This is a genomic window from Microbacterium sp. APC 3901, from assembly GCF_030407765.1.
In the GTDB taxonomy this organism is placed as follows: domain Bacteria; phylum Actinomycetota; class Actinomycetes; order Actinomycetales; family Microbacteriaceae; genus Microbacterium.
Window position 1 is genome coordinate 1 of record NZ_JASDCU010000026.1, and the last position, 17,558, is coordinate 17,558.

Sequence of the window (17,558 nt, forward strand, 5' to 3'; positions counted from 1 at the left end):
TATTGCTGTGTTTCCGGCCAGAACACAGCAATATGAGCGATTCGAAACCCGGAGGTGGGTGGGTGAGGGCCGGAGGGAAGGCCGGGGACGGGGGCGCGACCGCGGATTGGTATCGTTCAGGGGGACGCCGGGAGGGTCAGTGGTGGAGCAGCCGGAGGACGCGCGCGTGTGGCGCGCGCCGTCGATCATCGACGTCGCACGTGAGGTCGGGGTCTCGGCGCAGACCGTCTCTCGCGTCGCCAACGGCATGGACATCGTGCGTCCGGTCACCCGCGACAAGGTGCTCGCGGCCATGGACAGAATGGGCTACCGGCCGAACTCCGCCGGGCGAGCCCTGAAGAGCGGCAGATTCCGGACGCTGGGCGTCATCATGTCCGAACTCTCCAGCTATGGGAACACCCGGACGCTCGAGGGCTTCGCGACCGCGGCGTCGAGGTCGGGATACTCGCTGGCGCTGACACCACTGTGGACGATCGCGCAGGCGGGCCTCACGGGAGCGCTCACGCGAATGGCAGATCAACCGGTCGACGGGCTGATCGTCGTCCTCGAGGAGCACGAGCTCCTGGAATCGGATCTCGTGCGGGTGGCCAAGATCCCGACCGTCGTCGTCACCGCGGGTCGCTCGCACCCCTACCTGGCCATCGACACCGACCAGGCCCAGGGCGCGCGCCTTGCCACCGAGCACCTTCTCTCACTCGGCCACGAGACGGTCTGGCACATCCGCGGCCCCGAGAGCTCTCACGGCGCCCGTGACCGGGCGCAGTCATGGGCCGACACCCTCCGCGCGCACGGCCGGGTCGTGCCGCCGATCATGCCGGGCGACTGGAGCGCGGCGTCGGGTTACGCCGCCGGTCGGCGACTCGCCGCCGATCCGAGCGTGACCGCCGTGTTCGCATCCAACGACGGAATGGCCCTGGGCGCCATGCGCGCATTCCATGAAGCCGGCCGCGACGTGCCGGGATCGGTGAGCGTCGTCGGCTTCGACGACATGGAGCTCTCGGCCGATTTCCAGCCGCCGCTGACCACCGTGCACCAGTACTTCGACCGCGTCGCGGTGGCAGCGGTCGGCATGCTCATCGACCGGATCGAGCACAACCGCCACACGGTCGCCGACCCGGTGCCCACCGAGCTGATCATCCGCGCGAGCACTGCGCCGCCCCCGGTTCCTAGGGCGGCGCAGGCCGGAATCTAGCCCGGGGCGGAATCTCGCCGGGGCGGAATCCAGCTCGCCGGAATCAGCGCGTCTGGATCCCCCGGAAGGCGAACCGGAACTCGAGGTCGCCGGTCGGCAGCAGGTACCGGTCGAGCGGACGCGAACCCCAGGAGTCGTCTCCCGCCACCCCCCGGCGCATCAGCGCCGGGCGCACGATCGTGCGGTGGATCGGCGGCAGCTCGTGCGGATGCAGTGCGCTCTCGATCTCGGCCGGCGTCCAGCTCAGCGCCGAGAACTCCATGATCGGGTCTCCCTCGAAGCGCAGACCCGCGCCCCGGGCATCCGTGATCTCCGCCCAGCGCACGCCGGTGCGGTTGCCGGCCTCCTGCGGACGGATGTACGGGGTGAGCATGTCGGGGACGTGACGGTCGTAGACGCCCAGCCGGGCACCCTCCCGCCGGTCCACATAGCACTCCTCGGGACCGTCGCCGTACCAGCGCACCCGGTCGTAATCCGCGGGCATCGCCAGCATCGTGGCGAACTCGGGCATCTGCGGCAGACCCTCGGGCACGTGCATCCGCTGGGTGACCTCCACCCGGCCCGCGCCGTCGACGAGATAACTGAGATCGCAGTGCGTCACGGGCGTCGTCGGCAGCTCGTAGCGGTAGCCGATGCGCACCCCGCCGTCGACCTGCTCGACCGAGATGTCGGCCGGCTCGTGAAACCCGCTGGCGCGGCCGTAACGGCTGGCGAGCAGCCACTGCCCCTCTTCGAACGGGCCGCCCCAGCCCCGCTCGTTCGCGGTCGGCGCATGCCAGAAGTTCGGGGTGACCGCGCCCGAGAGCAGCTCGCGGCCGCCCGTGCGCGTCTCGCCGAAGCGGTACGAGGTCAGCCCGTTGAAGATCCGCGAGAACGTCACGTGGAAGCCGGGCCCGTGCACGCCGATGCTCAGCGTGCCCTCGACCAGGCGCGGCGCGGGCGCCGCGACCTGCGCGGCCGGTGCCGTCGCGCCTGCGGCCGGCTCGCCGACCCTGAGCACGTGCTCGCCGAAGGCGACCTCGTGCCCGGCGGGTGCCCACGCCGTCTCGGTCCGCAGGTGCAGCGAGACGACGATCGCGTACTCGCCCGCCGCCGCGGGAATCGCGACCGGCAGCGGGTACACCGCCGACCCGCCCGGCGCGACGTCCGTGTCGACGACGCCGGCGGTCAGGATGCGGCCCTCCCGGGAGATCGAGACGCGCGTCTCGTATTCGGCCGACGAGGTCGACATCAGCCGGTTCGTCAGCGCGAACGACGACTCCGACACGTCGACGACGAAGCCCTGGTACAGCCGCTTCATCTCCTGCGCCTTCGGCGAGGGGGTGTGGTCGGCGAAGAAGATGCCGTTGCCGCTGAAGTCCTGATCGTGCGGCGCCTCGCCGTTGTCGCCGCCGTAGCCGAAGTACTCGCGGCCGTAGCGATCGCGCATGAGGATCGCCTGATCGGCGAAGTCCCAGATGAATCCGCCCTGGAACAGCTCGTCACGATACGCGAGCTCGATGTACTCGCCGACCCCGCCGAAGGAGTTGCCCATCGCGTGCGCGTACTCGCACACGATGAACGGCTTGTCGCGGTTGGTGCGCAGATAGTCCTCCACCGCCGCGGCGGGGGTGTACATCTGGCTCGCGATGTCGGTCGTCTCGGGGTACCTCGGGTCCCAGTGCACGCCCTCGTAGTGCACCGGGCGATCGTCGACCGACCGGAACCAGTCGGCCACATCGCGCAGCACCGTGCCGCCGAAGGACTCGTTGCCGCAGGACCAGATCACCACGCTGGCGTGGTTCTTGTCGCGCTCGAGCATGCTGCGGGCACGATCCAGCGCCGCCGGGCGCCATTCGTCGTGGTCGCCGGGCAGGGCGGTGTCGAGCGATTCGCCGTGCAGGCGGATGCGGCTCCACCGGGCGTGCGTCTCGAGGTTCATCTCGTCGATGACCATCAGGCCGTACTCGTCGGCGAGCGCGTAGAACGCCGAGTCGTTCGGGTAGTGGCTGGTGCGCACGGCGTTGACGTTGTGCGCCTTCAGCATCCGGATGTCGGACTCGGTGAGCTCTCGCGACGGCACCCGCCCGTTCAGGCCGAACTCGTGACGGTTGATGCCGTTGAAGACGACCCGGTCGCCGTTGAGCGACAGCACGCCGTTCTCGATGCCGAACCGGCGGATGCCGACTCGCTGCGGGACGACCTCGGTCAGCGCTCCGGCGGCGTCGCGCACCTCGATCACGAGGTCGTACAGGTGCGGATGCTCGGGGCTCCACAGCCGGGGCTCCTCCACCTGCACGACGAAGGCTCCGTCGGCATCCCGCGCGAGCTCGCCGACGCCCTCGATGCGGGCCGAGACGGCGCCGCCCGCCCCGTCGAGCTCCACGCGGACCCGCACCTGGGCGGATGCCAGGTCATCGGCGACCGCGGTGGTCACGCGGATGTCCTCGGCGTGCACCCCGGGGCGCCGGTACAGGGTGACGTCGCGGAAGATGCCCGAGAACCGGAAGAAGTCCTGGTCCTCGAGCCACGAGCCGGCGCTGTAGCTGAACACCTGCGCGGCGATGCGGTTCTCGCCCTCGACCAGCGCGTCGGTGAGATCGAACTCGGCGGGGGTGAAGCTGTCGGTGCTGTAGCCGATGTAGCGGCCGTTCACCCACAGCGCGATCGCGCTCTCCGCGCCGTGGAAGGTGACGCTGAGCCGCTCGCCCTCGGCGAGCGGGCAATCGAGCGCGAAGGTGCGCACATAGCATCCGATCGGGTTGTCGCGCTCGGGGACCTGCCCCGGCTCGATGTCCTCCTGGCCGTCCCATGCGTAGCCGACGTTGACGTACTGCGGTCGGTCGTAGCCCTCCAGCTGCAGGTGCGAAGGCACGCGGATGTCGTCCCACCCCGACACATCCCGCGACGGATCGGCGAAGTCGGGCAGCACCTGCCCCTGGTTGCGGGCGCAGAAGAACTTCCACAAGCCGTTCAGCGACTGCTCGAACGCGCTGACCCCCGATCGCGCCTCGTCGAGGTCGGCGAACCAGCGGTGGTCCGAGTGCGCCGGGCGGCGGTTCTCCGAGACGAAGGTCGGGTCGGCGATGCGGTCGATGGCGAAGACGGGATCGAATGTCACTTGATGGCTCCGGTGATGCCCTGTGCGAAGGCGCGCTGCAGGATGAGGAAGATGAGGATGGTCGGGAGGGATGTCAGCAGCACGGCGAGCATGAGCACGCCGTAGTCGGTGACGTATCCGGCCGTGAGGTTGGCGATGAGCATGGGCATCGTCTGCACCGCGTTGTCGAGCAGGATCACACGCGGCCAGAGGAAGTCGTTCCACGAGGCCATGAAGGTGATGACGGCCGCGGCGGCGAAAGTGGACTTCATCGTCGGCACGTAGATGCGCGCGAAGATGGAGAGCTCCCCCAGCCCGTCGATCCGGGCGGCCTCGATGACCTCATACGGGAACGAGCGCGACGCCTGCCGGAACAGCAGGATCAGCAGTGGCGTGGCGATCGAGGGGATGATCACCGCGAACAGCGAGTTGACCATGTCGAACTGCGCGAAGATGCGGAACAGCGGGATCATGATGGCCGCGAACGGGATCATCATCGCCAGCATGAGGATCGCCATCACGACGTCCTTGCCGCGGGAGTGGTAGATCTCGAAGCCGTAGCCCGCGATCGCGCAGACGATCAGCGACAGCACCGTCGTGCCGATGGCGATGAGGGACGAGCTGATCATGGCGGCGCCGAGATCCTGCTGCGTGATCAGCGCCACCAGATTGTCGATGAAGTGGCCGCCCGGGGTCAGCCGGGATCCGAGGACCTCTCGGGTCGAGTTGGTCGATGAGACCAGCATGAAATACAGCGGGAAGACCGAGAACAGGGCGAACACGGTCAGGAACGCGTAGCCGGGTACGCGTCGCCAGGGAAAGCGTCGACTAGTCACGCTTGTCACCCACCTTCATCTGGATGAGAGCCAGCACCGCGACCATGATCAGGATCACGTACGAGATCGCGGAGGCGTAGCCGACGTTGGGGTTCTTCAGGAATGCGAGCTCGTAGAGGTAGTGCGACATCGACATCGAGTTGTATGACGGCCCGCCCTTGGTGAGCGCCCAGGACTCGTCGAACAGCTGCATCGTGCCGTTGATCGACATGATCGCGGTGAGCACGATCATCGGCCGCAGCTGCGGCACGGTCACGAACCAGAACGTCTTGAACGCTCCGGCGCCGTCGATTCGCGCGGCCTCGAGGGTGGAGTGGTCGACGTTCTGCAGCGCCGCCAGGAAGAAGATCATGTTGTAGCCGGTCCACCGCCACAGCAGGCCGATGATGATCACGAACCGCGCGGTCCACGGCTCGCCGAGCCAGTTGAGCGGGTCGTGCATGAGGCCGACCGCCATGAGGGCGTCGTTGACCAGTCCGTCCGTGGCGAACATGGTGCGGAAAACCAGCGAGTACGAGACCAGCGAGACGGCGCACGGCAGGAAGATCATCGTGCGCCAGAGGGCCTTGCCCCTCAGCTTCGGGTCGTTCAGCAGGTTGGCCAGCACCATCGCCAGGATCAGCATGATCGGCACCTGGACCACCAGGTAGAACACCGTGTTGAACATGGTGAGCTTGAAGATCTCGTCGTCGAGCAGCCGGGCGAAGTTCGACCACAGCGGCTCCGCCCAGTTCAGCCGTGATCCCCGGCCGGTCTGCAACGAGAGGACGAATGCCTGGATCATCGGCACGAAGCTCAGCAGCGTGATCAGGAGGGCTGCCGGCAGAAGGAACCCCCACCCGGTGAGGTTGCGTCGCCGTGCGGTGTTCAGCCACGGTCCGCGCGGGGTGAAGTCCGGCGGAGGGGTGCTCCGCCCCCGCCGGCGGGAGCCGTCGGAGGTCACGATCGCCTGGGTCGCCACGATGCGTACTCGCTTTCCATTGCTTCGGAACAGGACGCTCGGGCGGGGCGTCGTGCCCCGCCCGAGCGGAGAGGGTCAGTTCATCGCGAACTCGACGTTGGCCTGGGCCTCGTCGAGCGCATCCTCGATGCTGGTGCCGCCGATGACCTTGGTCATCGCCGCGCTGACCGCGTCACGACCTTCGAAGAAGTAGACGCCGGTGTTGCTGCTGGGAACCTCGGCGCCGAACTCGACGACCTTCTGGAAGATCGGCTGCCCGCTGAAGAACGCGCTCGGCTCGGCGTACACGCTGCTCTCGCCGGCGGGGATCCAGTTCGCGACCGCGCCGGCCTTCGGCAGGATCGTGTCGTAGAAGTCGGTCGATCCCGCGAAGGTGGATGCCAGGAAGTCGGCGGCGAGCGTCGCGTCGCCGGTGGAGCTGATCGCCCAGGACGAACCGCCGTTGGCCGAGTAGTTCGTGGCGTCGGGCACGCCGTCGAGCTTCGGCAGGTCGGTGACGGCCCACTTCCCCGCCTGGTCCTCAGCGGTCTGGATCGACCCGGCGATCCAGATGCCGTTGATGGTGCCGGCGACAGAGCCGTTGACGAAGCTGCTGATGTACTCGTCCCACGAGTTGACCTCGACGAACACGCCGGACTCGACCAGCTCGGTGTACACCTCGATGGCGTCGATCAGCACATCGTTGCCGGCGATCGTGGGCTGACCGTCCTTGTCGAACAGGCTCCCCCCGGCGGACTGCAGGATGATCGACAGCAGGTCGGACGAGCCGGCGATGCCGGAGAGCAGCGGCTTGCCGGTCTTGGCCAGCACGTCCTTGCCCTTCGTGATGAAGTCGTCCCAGGTGGTGCTGGTGAAGTCGTCGATGGTGTATCCGGCCTGCTCCAGCACGTCGGTGCGCAGGGCCGAGACCGCGGTGCCCGAGTCGAAGGGCACACCGTAGTTGACGTCGTCGATCGTGGAGTAGGCGGTGACGCTCTGGGGGAACTCCGAGAAGTCGATGTCGGCGTCGGCGTAGTCGCCGAACACGTCGGGATAGTTGATGACGTTCTTCTGGAACGCGCTGTTCTGCATGAGGAAGATGTCGGGCAGCTCGTCGAACTGCTGCGACTGGGCGATGGTGGTGAGCTTGGCCTGCAGGTCGTCCCAGGGCGTCTCCACGATCTTCAGCTCGAAGTCGGGGTGGTCCTTCTGGTAGACCTTCTCGGCCTCCTGCATCGCATAGATGTTGAAGGAGGGGTCCCAGGCCCAGACGGTCAGGGTGTTGCCGTCGCCGGAGCCCTCGGCGTCGCCACCGCTGCCGCATGCGGTCAGCGCGAACAGGGGAAGGATCGCCGCGGCGGCCATCGCCGCAGCCTTTGTCATGCGCTTCATCGAAGCATGTCCTCTCGGGGGGGGATTCAGGTGGCCACGGAACGACTCCTCGGCCCTGCCACGACGTCTGCGTCACTGGCAATCATCAAAATGATCACGTAAACATTTTGCGTCAGCAAGTCCTGTTACGCAATCGTGACCTTGCCGGCGCGGGTCAGCGGGTCGATCAGAACCGCTCCCGCCGCCGGCTGCGCCGCGGCTCCGCGATGGGAGGCCGCGCCGGTGCGGGCGGCGGGAGCGGTCGGGTTCGCAAACGCGGATGCCTCGCGTCCTCCTCCCCGAGGAGAACCCTGAGGAATCGCGGAAGATTGTTGCGTCCAAGGCTATGGCCGCTCCCTACTCCTCGAAAGAGATGGCCGGATTCCGCCGGTGGGCGGGCGCTCAGCGCGACCTCACGAAGCAGTACCGAGCGATGCTCATGTTGGTTCTGTGCGCGGGCGCCGGACTCCGACCGGTCGATGTCGCGGAGCTCAGCGCTGAACACATCGAGCCCCTCGACGGTGGCGGGTAGGTCGTGCACGTGCAGGGTCAGCACGCGCGGGATGTGCCGTTGCTCGCTGAATGGGACGACTGGATGGAGACCGTCCTCGAACGCGTGCCAGGCGACTACACGACGCTCTGGGGCCCCATGCTCGACCGCCGCCGCTACCCGGCGCTGAACAAGTTCGCCCAGAACTCAGCCGGCACTCCACCGACCAGCACCCGCTTGAGGGAGACGTGGGTGGTCGCTCACCTCGCCGCTATCGCAAACCTCAAGACGCTGTTCCGGGCTGGTGGCGTAGTGACATTCGACAAGCTCGCCCAGTTCCTGCACCACGTCGAGGATGTCGACCCTTCTGAGTACGTGCGCTTTCTCCGTCAGGAGGACGAAGCATGAAATGGAAGGTGAAAGTCGGTCCGGAAGGAATCGAAAAGGCCCTCGATGATGAACTCAAGAAAATCGTCGGTGTCGGTCACTTCGAGTTTCGACGCGCGAGGGCTCAGTCGGCATACATGCCCATGAGGATGTTTCACGCGTTCGTTGACCTCGTCGACCGTTCCGGCGTCGTCGAGAAGCTCCACGAATGGGACGCGCTCGAGCGGAAGAGCAATGTCGGACGCAAGCCGGTAATCACGTTCCGAGCGGCGCTGGTCATCGAGCTGATGACCGCCTTCTGGAATAAGGGCATTCAGTATCAGGAAGTCGCGGACACTATCACGCACCGACTCACGCGCATGCAATACGGCGCCCTCGGCATCACTCCCGAGCGAGTCAGCGAGAAGCGGTGGTATCATCGGCACTGGCGCGCAAAGTCCCGCATCCTCCATCTCGTGGACCCGTACCACGCGACAAAGAAGAAGACGCGCCTGCCCCTCGCGGACGCCATCGCAGCCTTGGACGCGAAGGACGTGGAGCGCGAGGAGCGCCTGCGCTGGATGATTCAGGCCCTCGTGGCCGCGTCCGTCTCCAGCCTGCCGCAGCGATACCGCGACGCATACTCCGGCGACGTTGCGCTCGACTCGACCCGCATCCGAGTGCAAGGACGGGTCCACAGTCGGGCCTTCACCCTCGCTCGGAAGGGCCTGGCCCTCGACCACCCCGACGTAGTGGCCGCCAGCCGCACCCTGCTCCCCGGTGGAATCAATACGAATGTCGACTTCACGGCGGGAACGTATACGCGCAAACACGGCCCGAAGGGAAACGAGCCCGCGCACGAACTGGACTTCGTCACCATGATGGACATCGACGGCTACGACGAACACCCCGCCTTCGCCAGGCTCATCACCGGCGTCTCCCTCCACCGCCCCAGCGAAATCACCGACGGGCCACGCCTCGCAATGCAAGCCCATTCACGACTGTTCGAGCAACGAGGTCACTGCGCCGCAGACCGCGCATTCAACAACTCCGAGGCAGAGAACTTTCAACTGCCGCTGCGGACGGACTACTGGGAGATGGTCTTCGACTACAAGAAGAACCAGTTCGGCCCCCAAGGCTTGATTCCCGGCACCGACCTAATCGTCGTGGACGGGGCCATCTACGTGAACCGCATGCCCTGGAAGCTCGTCTGGGGTATCCGCTATTACAAGGAGGGCAAGCCCAACCCGAAGACCGGCGAGCTCTACACCTGGGCCGACGTGCAAGAAATCATCCGCGACCGCGAGGCCTACCAAATGAAGCGGCACGGCTCGATGGTCAGCGAGAATCGCAACGGCGCGCAGCGCTACACCTACCCAGACCCGAGGTCATACAACGCCTTCGACCCCGTCACCGGTAAGCCCATCCAGCCACACAAGAACAAGCTTCGCGGCAGCATCCGAGTCCAGCCGGATGTGAGCTTCGTCAGGCACCTGCAGAGGTTCCCGTGGGGTAGCAAAAAGTGGGCAAAGGCCTACGGGCAACGCAACCAGGTCGAGTCATCGAACGCCGACATCAAGCGCTCCCGGTTCGTCGACATCGAAGACCCGCAGAAGCGCTCAGGGCGCGGCGCCGCTTTCCACGGTCTCGCGAGCGCGCTGATGGTCATGGTGCACAACCTCCGGGTGCTCGTTCGTGCTCTCGAGGTCGAACACTCTCCGAAGGGGGAGCCGAGTCGCGCCGCATCGACCGACGGGACCCCGATGTGGATGCTCGGCGGGTCTGCACTTGACGCGGTCGACCCACCAGACGACGAAGCAGCGGAAGCCGCGTAAGAAGCCGCACCGAACTGAATAGCAACGAGTAGCCCCGAGAGGGGCTACTCGTCGTTGCGTTGTGGCGGTCGATCGTCGGGCAAGTCGGTCCTGGAGCCATAAACCGACGTCCGATCGGCTCTTGCAACGTCGGATTGAAGGCAGATCAGACGAAACCCGCCTATTCCGCCCGGCGACGCGCTATTTCATGAAGCCTCCGGCTGCAAAGCATGAATAGTCCGATCGTCAGCGAGACGTCGTGGTGTGAGGGCAGTCCGCCGTACCATCCGCGCGCTTCGTAGGTGCCGTCTTGGTACTGGCGGGCAGACGTTTCAGCCTCCGGTGTCGCGGGTGTCGGCGAGGAGGTTTCTGTGCGCATGTCGGAGATGGGGGAGCAGCCTCCAAGGGAGAGCCCCACGGTGAGAGCCCCGACGACGATCGATGCCTTTCCCCGATCGTCACGTTGCGGTATCGGGGGCTGTCGTTGTGGCGCTCCAGCTTGCGAGGAGGCGTAGGCGGTCGGCGGTTTCTGATCCCGGTTCCGCACCGTAGATGATCAGGTTTTGGCCGGGGTCGGCCGGGAGGGGCATGGCCTCAAAGGTCAGGTGAAGCTCGCCGACGATGGGGTGACGGATTGATTTGATGCCGGCGTCGTGGGTGCGCACGTCGTGGGATCGCCAGAGGGCGTGGAACTCCGCGCTGTCGCGGTTGAGTTCGTCGATGAGGTGTTGGAGTGCCCGGTTGTGTGGGTCGGTGCCGAGTTCGCGCCGGAGGTTGGCGACGAGGTTGGCTGCTGCGGTGTCCCACTCGATGAAGAAGATCTTGGCGCTGGGGTTAAGGAACGTGTACCGGGCGGTGTTGGGGGTGCCCTCTGGCGCATCGTCGTAGAGGGGGGAGTAGGTTGCTCGGCCGAGCGCGTTTGCGGCGATGAGGCCGCGTGTGACGGTTCCAACAGATGCGGGCGATTCGTCGAGGCCGTCGAGGATGCGCTGCACGGCGGGCCGGACGAGGACGAGTTCCGGCCGTGAGATCGTGCGAAGGGACGCGGTTGTGCCGGTCAGGTGAAAGAGGTGGTCGCGTTCGGTGGGTGTGAGTTGGAGAGCGCGAGCGACGGCGTCGAGCACGGATTCGGACACCACGCCCACGGCGCCTCGTTCGAGCTTGGTGTAGTAGTCGACGCTCACACCGGCGAGCACCGCGACCTCTTCGCGGCGAAGCCCTGCGACGCGACGGTTGCCCCCGTAGGCGGGGAGCTTGGCCTGCTCGGGGGTGATCCGCGCTCGTCTGGACACGAGGAAATCGCGCAGCTCGCTTCCGTTTGCCATGGTCCGAGGCTACGGCTGAGCCCAAGGATGAGGGTGGTTCTGCGGGAGCCTGTATCGCTTGAAGCGGTGGGCGTTGACTGATGTCCAACCCCGCAATGTGAAAGGACGCCGCCATGCAGTACACCCGTCTCGGGGGCTCCGGCCTCCAGATCAGTCGCGTAGCGCTCGGTTGCATGAGCTTCGGAGAGCCCAGGAGTGGGTTCGCCGAGTGGGTGCTCGACGAAGAGAAGGCGGCGCCGTTCTTCCGGCAGGCGGTGGAGTTGGGCATTACCTTCTGGGACACCGCGAACGTCTACGCGAAGGGGACTTCGGAAGAGATCGTTGGGCGCGCGATCACCGAGTTCTCAAGCCGCGAGCAGATCGTGCTCGCCACCAAGGTGTTCTTCCCCATGCACGCAGGTCCGGGCGGTAGCGGGCTGTCTCGCAAAGCGATTTTCGAGCAGGTCGATGCATCCTTGGCCCGGCTCGGGACCGACTACGTCGACCTCCTCCAGATCCACCGTTTCGACCCCGCCGTCCCTGTTGAGGAGACGATGGGAGCGCTGCACGACGTCGTCAAAGCCGGCAAGGCGCGCTACCTCGGCGCCTCAGCAATGCACGCCTGGCAGTTCGCGAAGATGCAGCACGCCGCCGACGTTCACGGGTGGACGCGTTTCATCTCGATGCAGGACCAGTACAGCCTTCTGTACCGGGAAGAGGAGCGCGAGATGTTCGGACTACTCGGAGACCAAGGTGTCGGGAGCATCCCGTACAGCCCGCTCGCGAAGGGCCGGGTTGCTCGACCTTTTGGCGAGAGGACCAGCGCCCGATCCCACAATGACCCTGTCGGTAGCGCCCACTTCGCCAACCCCGACGCGGAGAAGCCCGTCATCGATGCCGTCGAGCGGATCGCCGCCGAGCGGGGAGTCCCTATGGCGCAGATCGCTCTCGCGTGGGTTCTCGCCAACCCGATCGTCAGCGCCCCCATTGTGGGCGCAACGAAACAGCACCACCTGGCCGATGCGGCCGCGGCCGTCGAGCTCACTCTCACCAGCGGGGAGGTCGACGAGCTCAACGCGCACTACGTCGTCCGCCAGCCCGCCGGCTACTGAAACCCACCCATCTGTCGCGCCTAGGGCGCTGTTGAAAGGAACGATCATGAGCACCACCCCCACCGTCACCCTGAACAACGGTGTTGAGATGCCATTGCGCGGCTTCGGCGTCTTCCAGATCCCTGCCAAGGACACCGAGCAAGCCGTCGTCGACGCGATCGCGGCGGGCTACCGCCTCATCGACACCGCCGCCAGCTACGGCAACGAAGAAGCCGTCGGTCGAGGCATCGCTGCCAGCGGCGTGCCGCGCGAGGAGCTTTTCATCACCACCAAGCTCTGGATCCAGAGGCGCGGCGAAGAGGGGGCCCTAGAGGCCTTCGAAACCTCGATGCGCAAGCTCGGCCTCGACTACCTCGACCTGTACCTGATCCACCAGCCCTTCGGCGACTACTACGGCGAGTGGCGGGCCATGGAGAAGCTGCACACCGCGGGCCGGATTCGCGCGATCGGTGTCTCCAACTTCGCCCCTGACCGCCTCGTTGACCTGATCCAGTTCAGCACCATCGTGCCTGCGGTGAATCAGATGGAAACCAACCCGTTCCACCAGCAGACCGACTACCAGGAGCTCCTCACCGCAGAAGGCGTCGTACTCGAAGCGTGGGCGCCCTTCGCCGAGGGGAAGAACGACCTGTTCTCCAACCCCGTGCTGACCGCGATCGGCGAGAAGTACGACAAGACGCCAGCGCAGGTCGTCCTGCGGTGGCTCCTGCAGCGAGAGGTGGTGTCGTTGGCCAAGTCGGTCAAGCGTGAGCGGATGCAGCAAAACTTTGACGTGCTCGATTTCGAGCTCGCCGGCGAAGATATGGACCGCATCGCCGCCCTCGACGCAGGCAAGTCGCAATTTTTCTCCCACGCCGACCCCGAAATGGTCCGTTGGCTCGCCGGGCGAGCGGAGAGCTAAGCGGAATCGCGGCCGCCCGGCCGCGCCGAAAACGATCGTTTTCGGTGACCAGCGTGCTGAACGAGTGGCAGGCTCGGAGAGTAAGCCGAACGGGGACAGATAATAGGTACGAGCTTGAGCCAAGCTGTGTCGGCCAGCTTGGTTCCCGTAAGGCCGAGCAACCCCACGCACGATGACATTCGAACATCGGAAATGCTATGCAAAAGACCTCACTCATCGCCCTCGCGCGACACGAACTCTCTCAGGCGAAGGAAGCGTCCAGTGGTAGAAGCGCGAAGACCGTCTTCGGAGGACACGAGCATCAACTCCGACAAACGCTTATTGCTCTCAAGGCCGGCGAAAGCCTGGCTGAGCACGAAAGCTCCGGAGAGGCAACCCTGCAAGTCCTCGAGGGCCGCGTCCTGCTCAGATTCGGAGACCTGTCGTGGAACGGATCTCCCGGTGACCTCCTCATCATCCCGGACGGGCTCCACTCACTCGACGCCATCGAGGACTCAGTCATCCTCCTGACCGTCGTTAAGAAGCACTGAAGCAGGTTGCGTACGGATCGTGGGAACTCCGCAGTACGGCCGATCGTCGACGAACACACCCGGGAGTGCATCGGCGGCCTCGTGGAGCGCTCGATTACCGCCGACCGACTCACCGCCCACCTCGAGGACCTCGTCGCCGCCCGGGGCGCCCCGGCGGTGCTCAGGTCGGACAACGGGCCGGAGTTCATCAGCGAGGCGATGGCCGACTGGGCCGGCACCCGCACCGGCCTGTCCTACATCCCTCCGGGCTCGCCGTGGCGCAACGGGTACGTCGAGTCGTTCAACAGCCGGATCCGCGACGAGTGCCTCAACATCAACAGCTTCTACTCGCTGCTGCACGCGCAGGTCATCATCGGCGACTGGAAGGACGAGTACAACCACCACCGCCGGCACTCCTCGCTCGGCTACCTACCCCCAGCCGAGTACGCTCGACAGTGCACCCATCAATGGAAACCGACGACTCACAGAACGTCCGGACCGAATGAAGGGGGCGGCTCACGATCACAGGCGCCCGGGGCGCAGACGTCACCATGCCACTCCCGCTGCACCTCGACTGCATGGCGTCCTTGACGGCGACCGGCCCGCGGGGATCGCAAGCAGCTCGGAGCCTGGCGGCTGCCTCCGGAGCAACCGCGCTGCCAGTCCCATCGGACGGCGATGCCCGGCGACGCGCTACGGAAGGTGCCTGCGCCAGCTCAGAGCGACGATGCTGAAACTGATGAGCGCAAGAACCGCGCCGATGACGAACATGACCGTGTACGGGAGCCACGCACCCACTAGCGCAAGAACGGCCGGGATGAAGAATCCGATGTAGGTCAGCGAGTAGTACACGGCCGTGAGCCCCGCGAGATCGTCGGGGCCGGCGATACGCTGGATCTCGCGGAGACCACCAACGAGCAAGAGTCCATACGCAGCCCCGAGCGCGGCAGCGGCGACGACGACCCACGCCAACGAGTCGAGACCGACCGCGACGGCCGCCAGCACCATCCCCACGACGGTGACTGCGAGCGCCAAGCCGACACCGCGGGCCGAGCCGGGGTCATCGAAGCGGCCCGCAATCCGCTGCGCGCCGACGCCGCATCCTAGTGCGATCACACACAGGAGCCCGCTCATCGCGATCTCCAAGCCCGGAGCCTTCGACATCATCAGGCCAGGCAGTATCGCGTAGGCACTGGCCGCTGTGCCGAAGACCCAGGGCGCCATGGGCACGACGACGAAAAGGAAGCGACGATGCACAGCGGACGGAATCTTCAAGTCCTCGAGTAACGGCCGACCGTCATCACTTGTCCGCCTACTCTCCGGCACCCGCCACAGCAGCGAGAATGATGCGATGGCTAGCACGATGTGCACGAAGTATGGGCTCTGCTGCGGTGCGGGCCCGAATTGCGCGAGCGCCGCAGCAACCCCCGCGCCCAGGGCAAAGCCCGCTGTGAGGGCGAGCGCCGCGCGCCCTGCGCCGCTCCCTTCCCGGGCTCCGGTGTCGAACGGCGCCTGCGACAGCTCCTTCACCCAGGCAGTCCCCACCGCCATAACCAACCCCAGCGCCACACCCGAGAGAACTCGCCCGGCGAACAACACGGTCGGCGATGAAGCGCCCAGCGCGAGCAGAACGCTCCCAGCGACAGCGACGAGCGGAGCAGGAAGGAAGAACGGCCGGCGTCCGAATCGGTCGGAGAGAGGGCCTCCGAGGATCAGAGCGGGCACGATACCGAGAACGTACGCACCGAGCAGAACGTCGAGCACGAGAGGCGTCATCTCGTCCTCCTGTCGGTACATCACCAGCAGGGGGGTGAATTCGTTACCACCCCACGCGACCGCGAAGAGCGCCGCGCACACGGCCATCCAGGGGCGGATGCGGTGCCGAGGACCCGCATCCGGGATCGGGAGGGAGTCCGTGATACTCATGGCAACAGCTCCCGATGTGTACGCCGGATGTGAGATTCGAGCGCGATTCGGAATGCGTCGCTATGCGCACCATCGATCAGCCGCGCGAGCTCGGTGTGGTCGTCGAGGACCCCCTCGAGGCGGTCCGCGCGCTTCCACAGCGATCGCGCCGTCATCCGCCTCTGCCGATCGCTCAACGACGCGAAAAAGTCCGATAGCAGACGGTTTCCGCCGGCATCGACGACCGCAGCGTGAAAGTCCGCGTCCAGGACCGCGAAGCCGTGAAGGTCTTCCCGCGCAGCGGCATCACGCTGCCCCCCGAGGATCGTCTGCAGTCGCTCGACAAGTTCGGAACGCAGCCGGGCATCGCCCGAGACCCGGGAGACGGCATCCGACTCGAGGAGAACGCGCGCCCGCACGATCTCCTCGCGTTCGTGTGGCCTCACCTCAACGACGAACGCACCGCGCTTGGGGTACAAACGCAACCACCCCTCGCCCTGCAGTCGCAGGAACGCCTCACGCACCGGAGTGCGACTCATACCAAGCTCGTTGGCCACCATCCCCTCGCTGATCATGCTTCCCCCAAGTAACGCGCCATCCAAGATCTGGGCACGCAAATGGTGGTAGGCAACCTCGGACGCGGATGCATGGCTAGCGGCACCAGATTCGGTCACGCTTGCCCCCCCTTGTTTCTGAATACAACATAGATACTAGTCGCATACTCTACAAAAGACAACAAGAGAATGGCGGGGTGTTTTTACGGCGCGGCCTGAGCCAGCCTGGGCACAGGTTGTGGGAGTGGACCTGCCGAAAACGATCGTTTTCGGCGGGCGTCCTCTTAGCTCGGTGAAATTTTTGCCAGCGGCTTCTGGGCACCCGCTTTCTCCGCCGCCAGATGCATCGTTCCCATGCGTGTGGAGTTTGACGCTTTGTGGCGGCGTTCTGTGATCGCACGGTGTCGCAGACAGGGCACAGTGTTGGCCTGCCCGAGGAACCATGCGGCCTTGCCGACACTCTGACACGAGGCCCAGTCGAGGTCCTCGACATCCGTGATCGTCAGACCTACCAGCGTGAGGGGCGGGAGCGTGAAGACATCGGCCGGTCGAGACCGGCCGATGTCTTCACGCGGCGGCGGGGCGCGCTGCCCGGGGTGGACCAAGACGATCCTCGTCCGCAACATCCTTACGGAGCGGTGACACAAGTAGACGTCAGTTGGCGTGCTCGTCCGGCGCGCTGTCCTCGGGCTGGACGGTCCATGCGGGAGGCTCGTCCTTACCGGTCGCTTCGTCTTGTTCTGCCTTGTCGCTGGTTCTCTGGGTGATGCCAGGTGCGTGGTGCACCGGGGCATAAATCGCGTAGAGGCGCAGCGGTTCGTCGCCAGTGTTGATCACGTCATGCCAGGTGCCGGCGGGGACCTGGACAGACCACCCATCCGAGACGTTTTGCTCGAAGTCGAGCCGGTCCTTGGCCGGGCCCATGACGGCCCTGCCCTGTCCGGCATCGAGGCGCAGGAACTGATCGGTGTTCTGGTGGACCTCCAGGCCGATGGACTCCCCGACCGGGATAGACATCAGCGTGACCTGCAAATACTTCCCGGTCCACGCCACGCTGCGGTAGTTCTCGTTCCGCCGGGTGGCCTCTTCGATGTCGAACGCGTTCGGGCGGGGCCCGATGTCGTTGATGGTCATTGTGTTCTCCTTTTGTGCTCGGACTTCGAGTCCAAGTCAGCATCATCTTTC

15 protein-coding genes and 1 pseudogene are annotated in these 17,558 nt (G+C 65.8%); 8 read left to right on the forward strand and 8 right to left on the reverse strand.

Annotated elements, in window-relative coordinates; translation table 11 throughout:
* Positions 1-142: 142 nt before the first annotated feature.
* The gene (locus QMA07_RS16775) at positions 143-1,192 is read left to right on the forward strand and encodes a LacI family DNA-binding transcriptional regulator (RefSeq protein ID WP_288969876.1); all 1,050 of its coding nucleotides are present in this window, start codon (positions 143-145) and stop codon (positions 1,190-1,192) included.
* A gap of 43 nt (positions 1,193-1,235) precedes the next feature.
* On the opposite strand, the gene QMA07_RS16780 is transcribed toward QMA07_RS16775, so the two are convergent.
* From QMA07_RS16780 to QMA07_RS16795, 4 genes are all read right to left on the reverse strand, one after another.
* Positions 1,236-4,292 carry a glycoside hydrolase family 2 TIM barrel-domain containing protein gene (locus QMA07_RS16780; RefSeq protein ID WP_288969875.1) on the reverse strand — a complete coding sequence of 1,019 codons (3,057 nt, stop codon included), beginning with the start codon at positions 4,290-4,292 and terminating at the stop codon, positions 1,236-1,238.
* Complete coding sequence (locus tag QMA07_RS16785; RefSeq protein ID WP_290163962.1) at positions 4,289-5,107, reverse strand: carbohydrate ABC transporter permease; 819 nt, start codon at positions 5,105-5,107, stop codon at positions 4,289-4,291. The genes QMA07_RS16780 and QMA07_RS16785 overlap by 4 nt, the downstream gene beginning before the upstream one ends.
* Positions 5,100-6,068: a sugar ABC transporter permease gene (locus tag QMA07_RS16790; protein WP_290163963.1), complete on the reverse strand. Its 969-nt coding sequence runs from the start codon at positions 6,066-6,068 to the stop codon at positions 5,100-5,102. Before QMA07_RS16790 ends, QMA07_RS16785 begins: the two co-directional genes overlap by 8 nt.
* Before the next feature lie 75 nt (positions 6,069-6,143).
* Positions 6,144-7,439 carry an extracellular solute-binding protein gene (locus tag QMA07_RS16795; RefSeq protein ID WP_241245547.1) on the reverse strand — a complete coding sequence of 432 codons (1,296 nt, stop codon included), beginning with the start codon at positions 7,437-7,439 and terminating at the stop codon, positions 6,144-6,146.
* Positions 7,440-7,764: 325 nt separating this feature from the next.
* On the opposite strand from QMA07_RS16795, the gene QMA07_RS16800 reads away from it, so the two are divergent.
* The 3 genes from QMA07_RS16800 to QMA07_RS16810 all read left to right on the forward strand — a co-directional run bounded on the left by QMA07_RS16800 (position 7,765) and on the right by QMA07_RS16810 (position 10,109).
* Complete coding sequence (locus QMA07_RS16800; protein ID WP_290163966.1) at positions 7,765-7,950, forward strand: hypothetical protein; 186 nt, start codon at positions 7,765-7,767, stop codon at positions 7,948-7,950.
* Positions 7,951-8,013: 63 nt separating this feature from the next.
* Positions 8,014-8,316 (forward strand): hypothetical protein, encoded by a 303-nt coding sequence (locus QMA07_RS16805; RefSeq protein WP_290163968.1) that lies wholly within the window; start codon positions 8,014-8,016, stop codon positions 8,314-8,316.
* Complete coding sequence (locus tag QMA07_RS16810; RefSeq protein WP_290163970.1) at positions 8,313-10,109, forward strand: hypothetical protein; 1,797 nt, start codon at positions 8,313-8,315, stop codon at positions 10,107-10,109. The genes QMA07_RS16805 and QMA07_RS16810 overlap by 4 nt, the downstream gene beginning before the upstream one ends.
* Positions 10,110-10,546: 437 nt before the next feature.
* Here the strand turns inward: QMA07_RS16810 and QMA07_RS16815 are convergent, their stop codons facing one another.
* On the reverse strand, positions 10,547-11,413 hold the full coding sequence (locus tag QMA07_RS16815) for a helix-turn-helix transcriptional regulator (RefSeq protein WP_290163972.1): 867 nt from the start codon (positions 11,411-11,413) through the stop codon (positions 10,547-10,549).
* 113 nt (positions 11,414-11,526) lie between these two features.
* Between QMA07_RS16815 and QMA07_RS16820 the strand changes: the two genes are divergently transcribed.
* The 4 genes and pseudogenes from QMA07_RS16820 to QMA07_RS16835 form a co-directional block, all read left to right on the forward strand.
* Complete coding sequence (locus QMA07_RS16820) at positions 11,527-12,504, forward strand: aldo/keto reductase (RefSeq protein WP_290163974.1); 978 nt, start codon at positions 11,527-11,529, stop codon at positions 12,502-12,504.
* A gap of 46 nt (positions 12,505-12,550) precedes the next feature.
* Positions 12,551-13,405 (forward strand): aldo/keto reductase, encoded by an 855-nt coding sequence (locus QMA07_RS16825; protein WP_290163976.1) that lies wholly within the window; start codon positions 12,551-12,553, stop codon positions 13,403-13,405.
* Positions 13,406-13,602: 197 nt separating this feature from the next.
* Complete coding sequence (locus tag QMA07_RS16830; protein ID WP_058631432.1) at positions 13,603-13,935, forward strand: cupin domain-containing protein; 333 nt, start codon at positions 13,603-13,605, stop codon at positions 13,933-13,935.
* Positions 13,936-13,977: 42 nt separating this feature from the next.
* Positions 13,978-14,420, forward strand: a pseudogene (locus tag QMA07_RS16835) (integrase core domain-containing protein); the annotation flags it as partial.
* A gap of 187 nt (positions 14,421-14,607) precedes the next feature.
* Here QMA07_RS16835 and QMA07_RS16840 read toward each other — a convergent pair.
* From QMA07_RS16840 to QMA07_RS16850, 3 genes are all read right to left on the reverse strand, one after another.
* Positions 14,608-15,840, reverse strand: a complete 1,233-nt coding sequence (locus QMA07_RS16840; protein ID WP_036323377.1) for an MFS transporter — start codon at positions 15,838-15,840, stop codon at positions 14,608-14,610.
* Positions 15,837-16,493: a GntR family transcriptional regulator gene (locus QMA07_RS16845; RefSeq protein WP_058631431.1), complete on the reverse strand. Its 657-nt coding sequence runs from the start codon at positions 16,491-16,493 to the stop codon at positions 15,837-15,839. Before QMA07_RS16845 ends, QMA07_RS16840 begins: the two co-directional genes overlap by 4 nt.
* Before the next feature lie 534 nt (positions 16,494-17,027).
* The gene (locus QMA07_RS16850) at positions 17,028-17,507 is read right to left on the reverse strand and encodes a cupin domain-containing protein (protein WP_025104937.1); all 480 of its coding nucleotides are present in this window, start codon (positions 17,505-17,507) and stop codon (positions 17,028-17,030) included.
* Positions 17,508-17,558: the final 51 nt, after the last annotated feature.

Excerpts from the sequence above, each read along its gene's own strand:
- QMA07_RS16795 (WP_241245547.1), bottom strand. The coding sequence starts at position 7,439 with ATGAAGCGCATGACAAAGGCTGCGGCGATGGCCGCCGCGGCGATCCTT.
- QMA07_RS16800 (WP_290163966.1), top strand. The coding sequence starts at position 7,765 with ATGGCCGCTCCCTACTCCTCGAAAGAGATGGCCGGATTCCGCCGGTGG.
- QMA07_RS16805 (WP_290163968.1), top strand. The coding sequence starts at position 8,014 with ATGGAGACCGTCCTCGAACGCGTGCCAGGCGACTACACGACGCTCTGG.
- QMA07_RS16810 (WP_290163970.1), top strand. The coding sequence starts at position 8,313 with ATGAAATGGAAGGTGAAAGTCGGTCCGGAAGGAATCGAAAAGGCCCTC.
- QMA07_RS16815 (WP_290163972.1), bottom strand. The coding sequence starts at position 11,413 with ATGGCAAACGGAAGCGAGCTGCGCGATTTCCTCGTGTCCAGACGAGCG.
- QMA07_RS16820 (WP_290163974.1), top strand. The coding sequence starts at position 11,527 with ATGCAGTACACCCGTCTCGGGGGCTCCGGCCTCCAGATCAGTCGCGTA.
- QMA07_RS16825 (WP_290163976.1), top strand. The coding sequence starts at position 12,551 with ATGAGCACCACCCCCACCGTCACCCTGAACAACGGTGTTGAGATGCCA.
- QMA07_RS16830 (WP_058631432.1), top strand. The coding sequence starts at position 13,603 with ATGCAAAAGACCTCACTCATCGCCCTCGCGCGACACGAACTCTCTCAG.
- QMA07_RS16840 (WP_036323377.1), bottom strand. The coding sequence starts at position 15,840 with ATGAGTATCACGGACTCCCTCCCGATCCCGGATGCGGGTCCTCGGCAC.
- QMA07_RS16850 (WP_025104937.1), bottom strand. The coding sequence starts at position 17,507 with ATGACCATCAACGACATCGGGCCCCGCCCGAACGCGTTCGACATCGAA.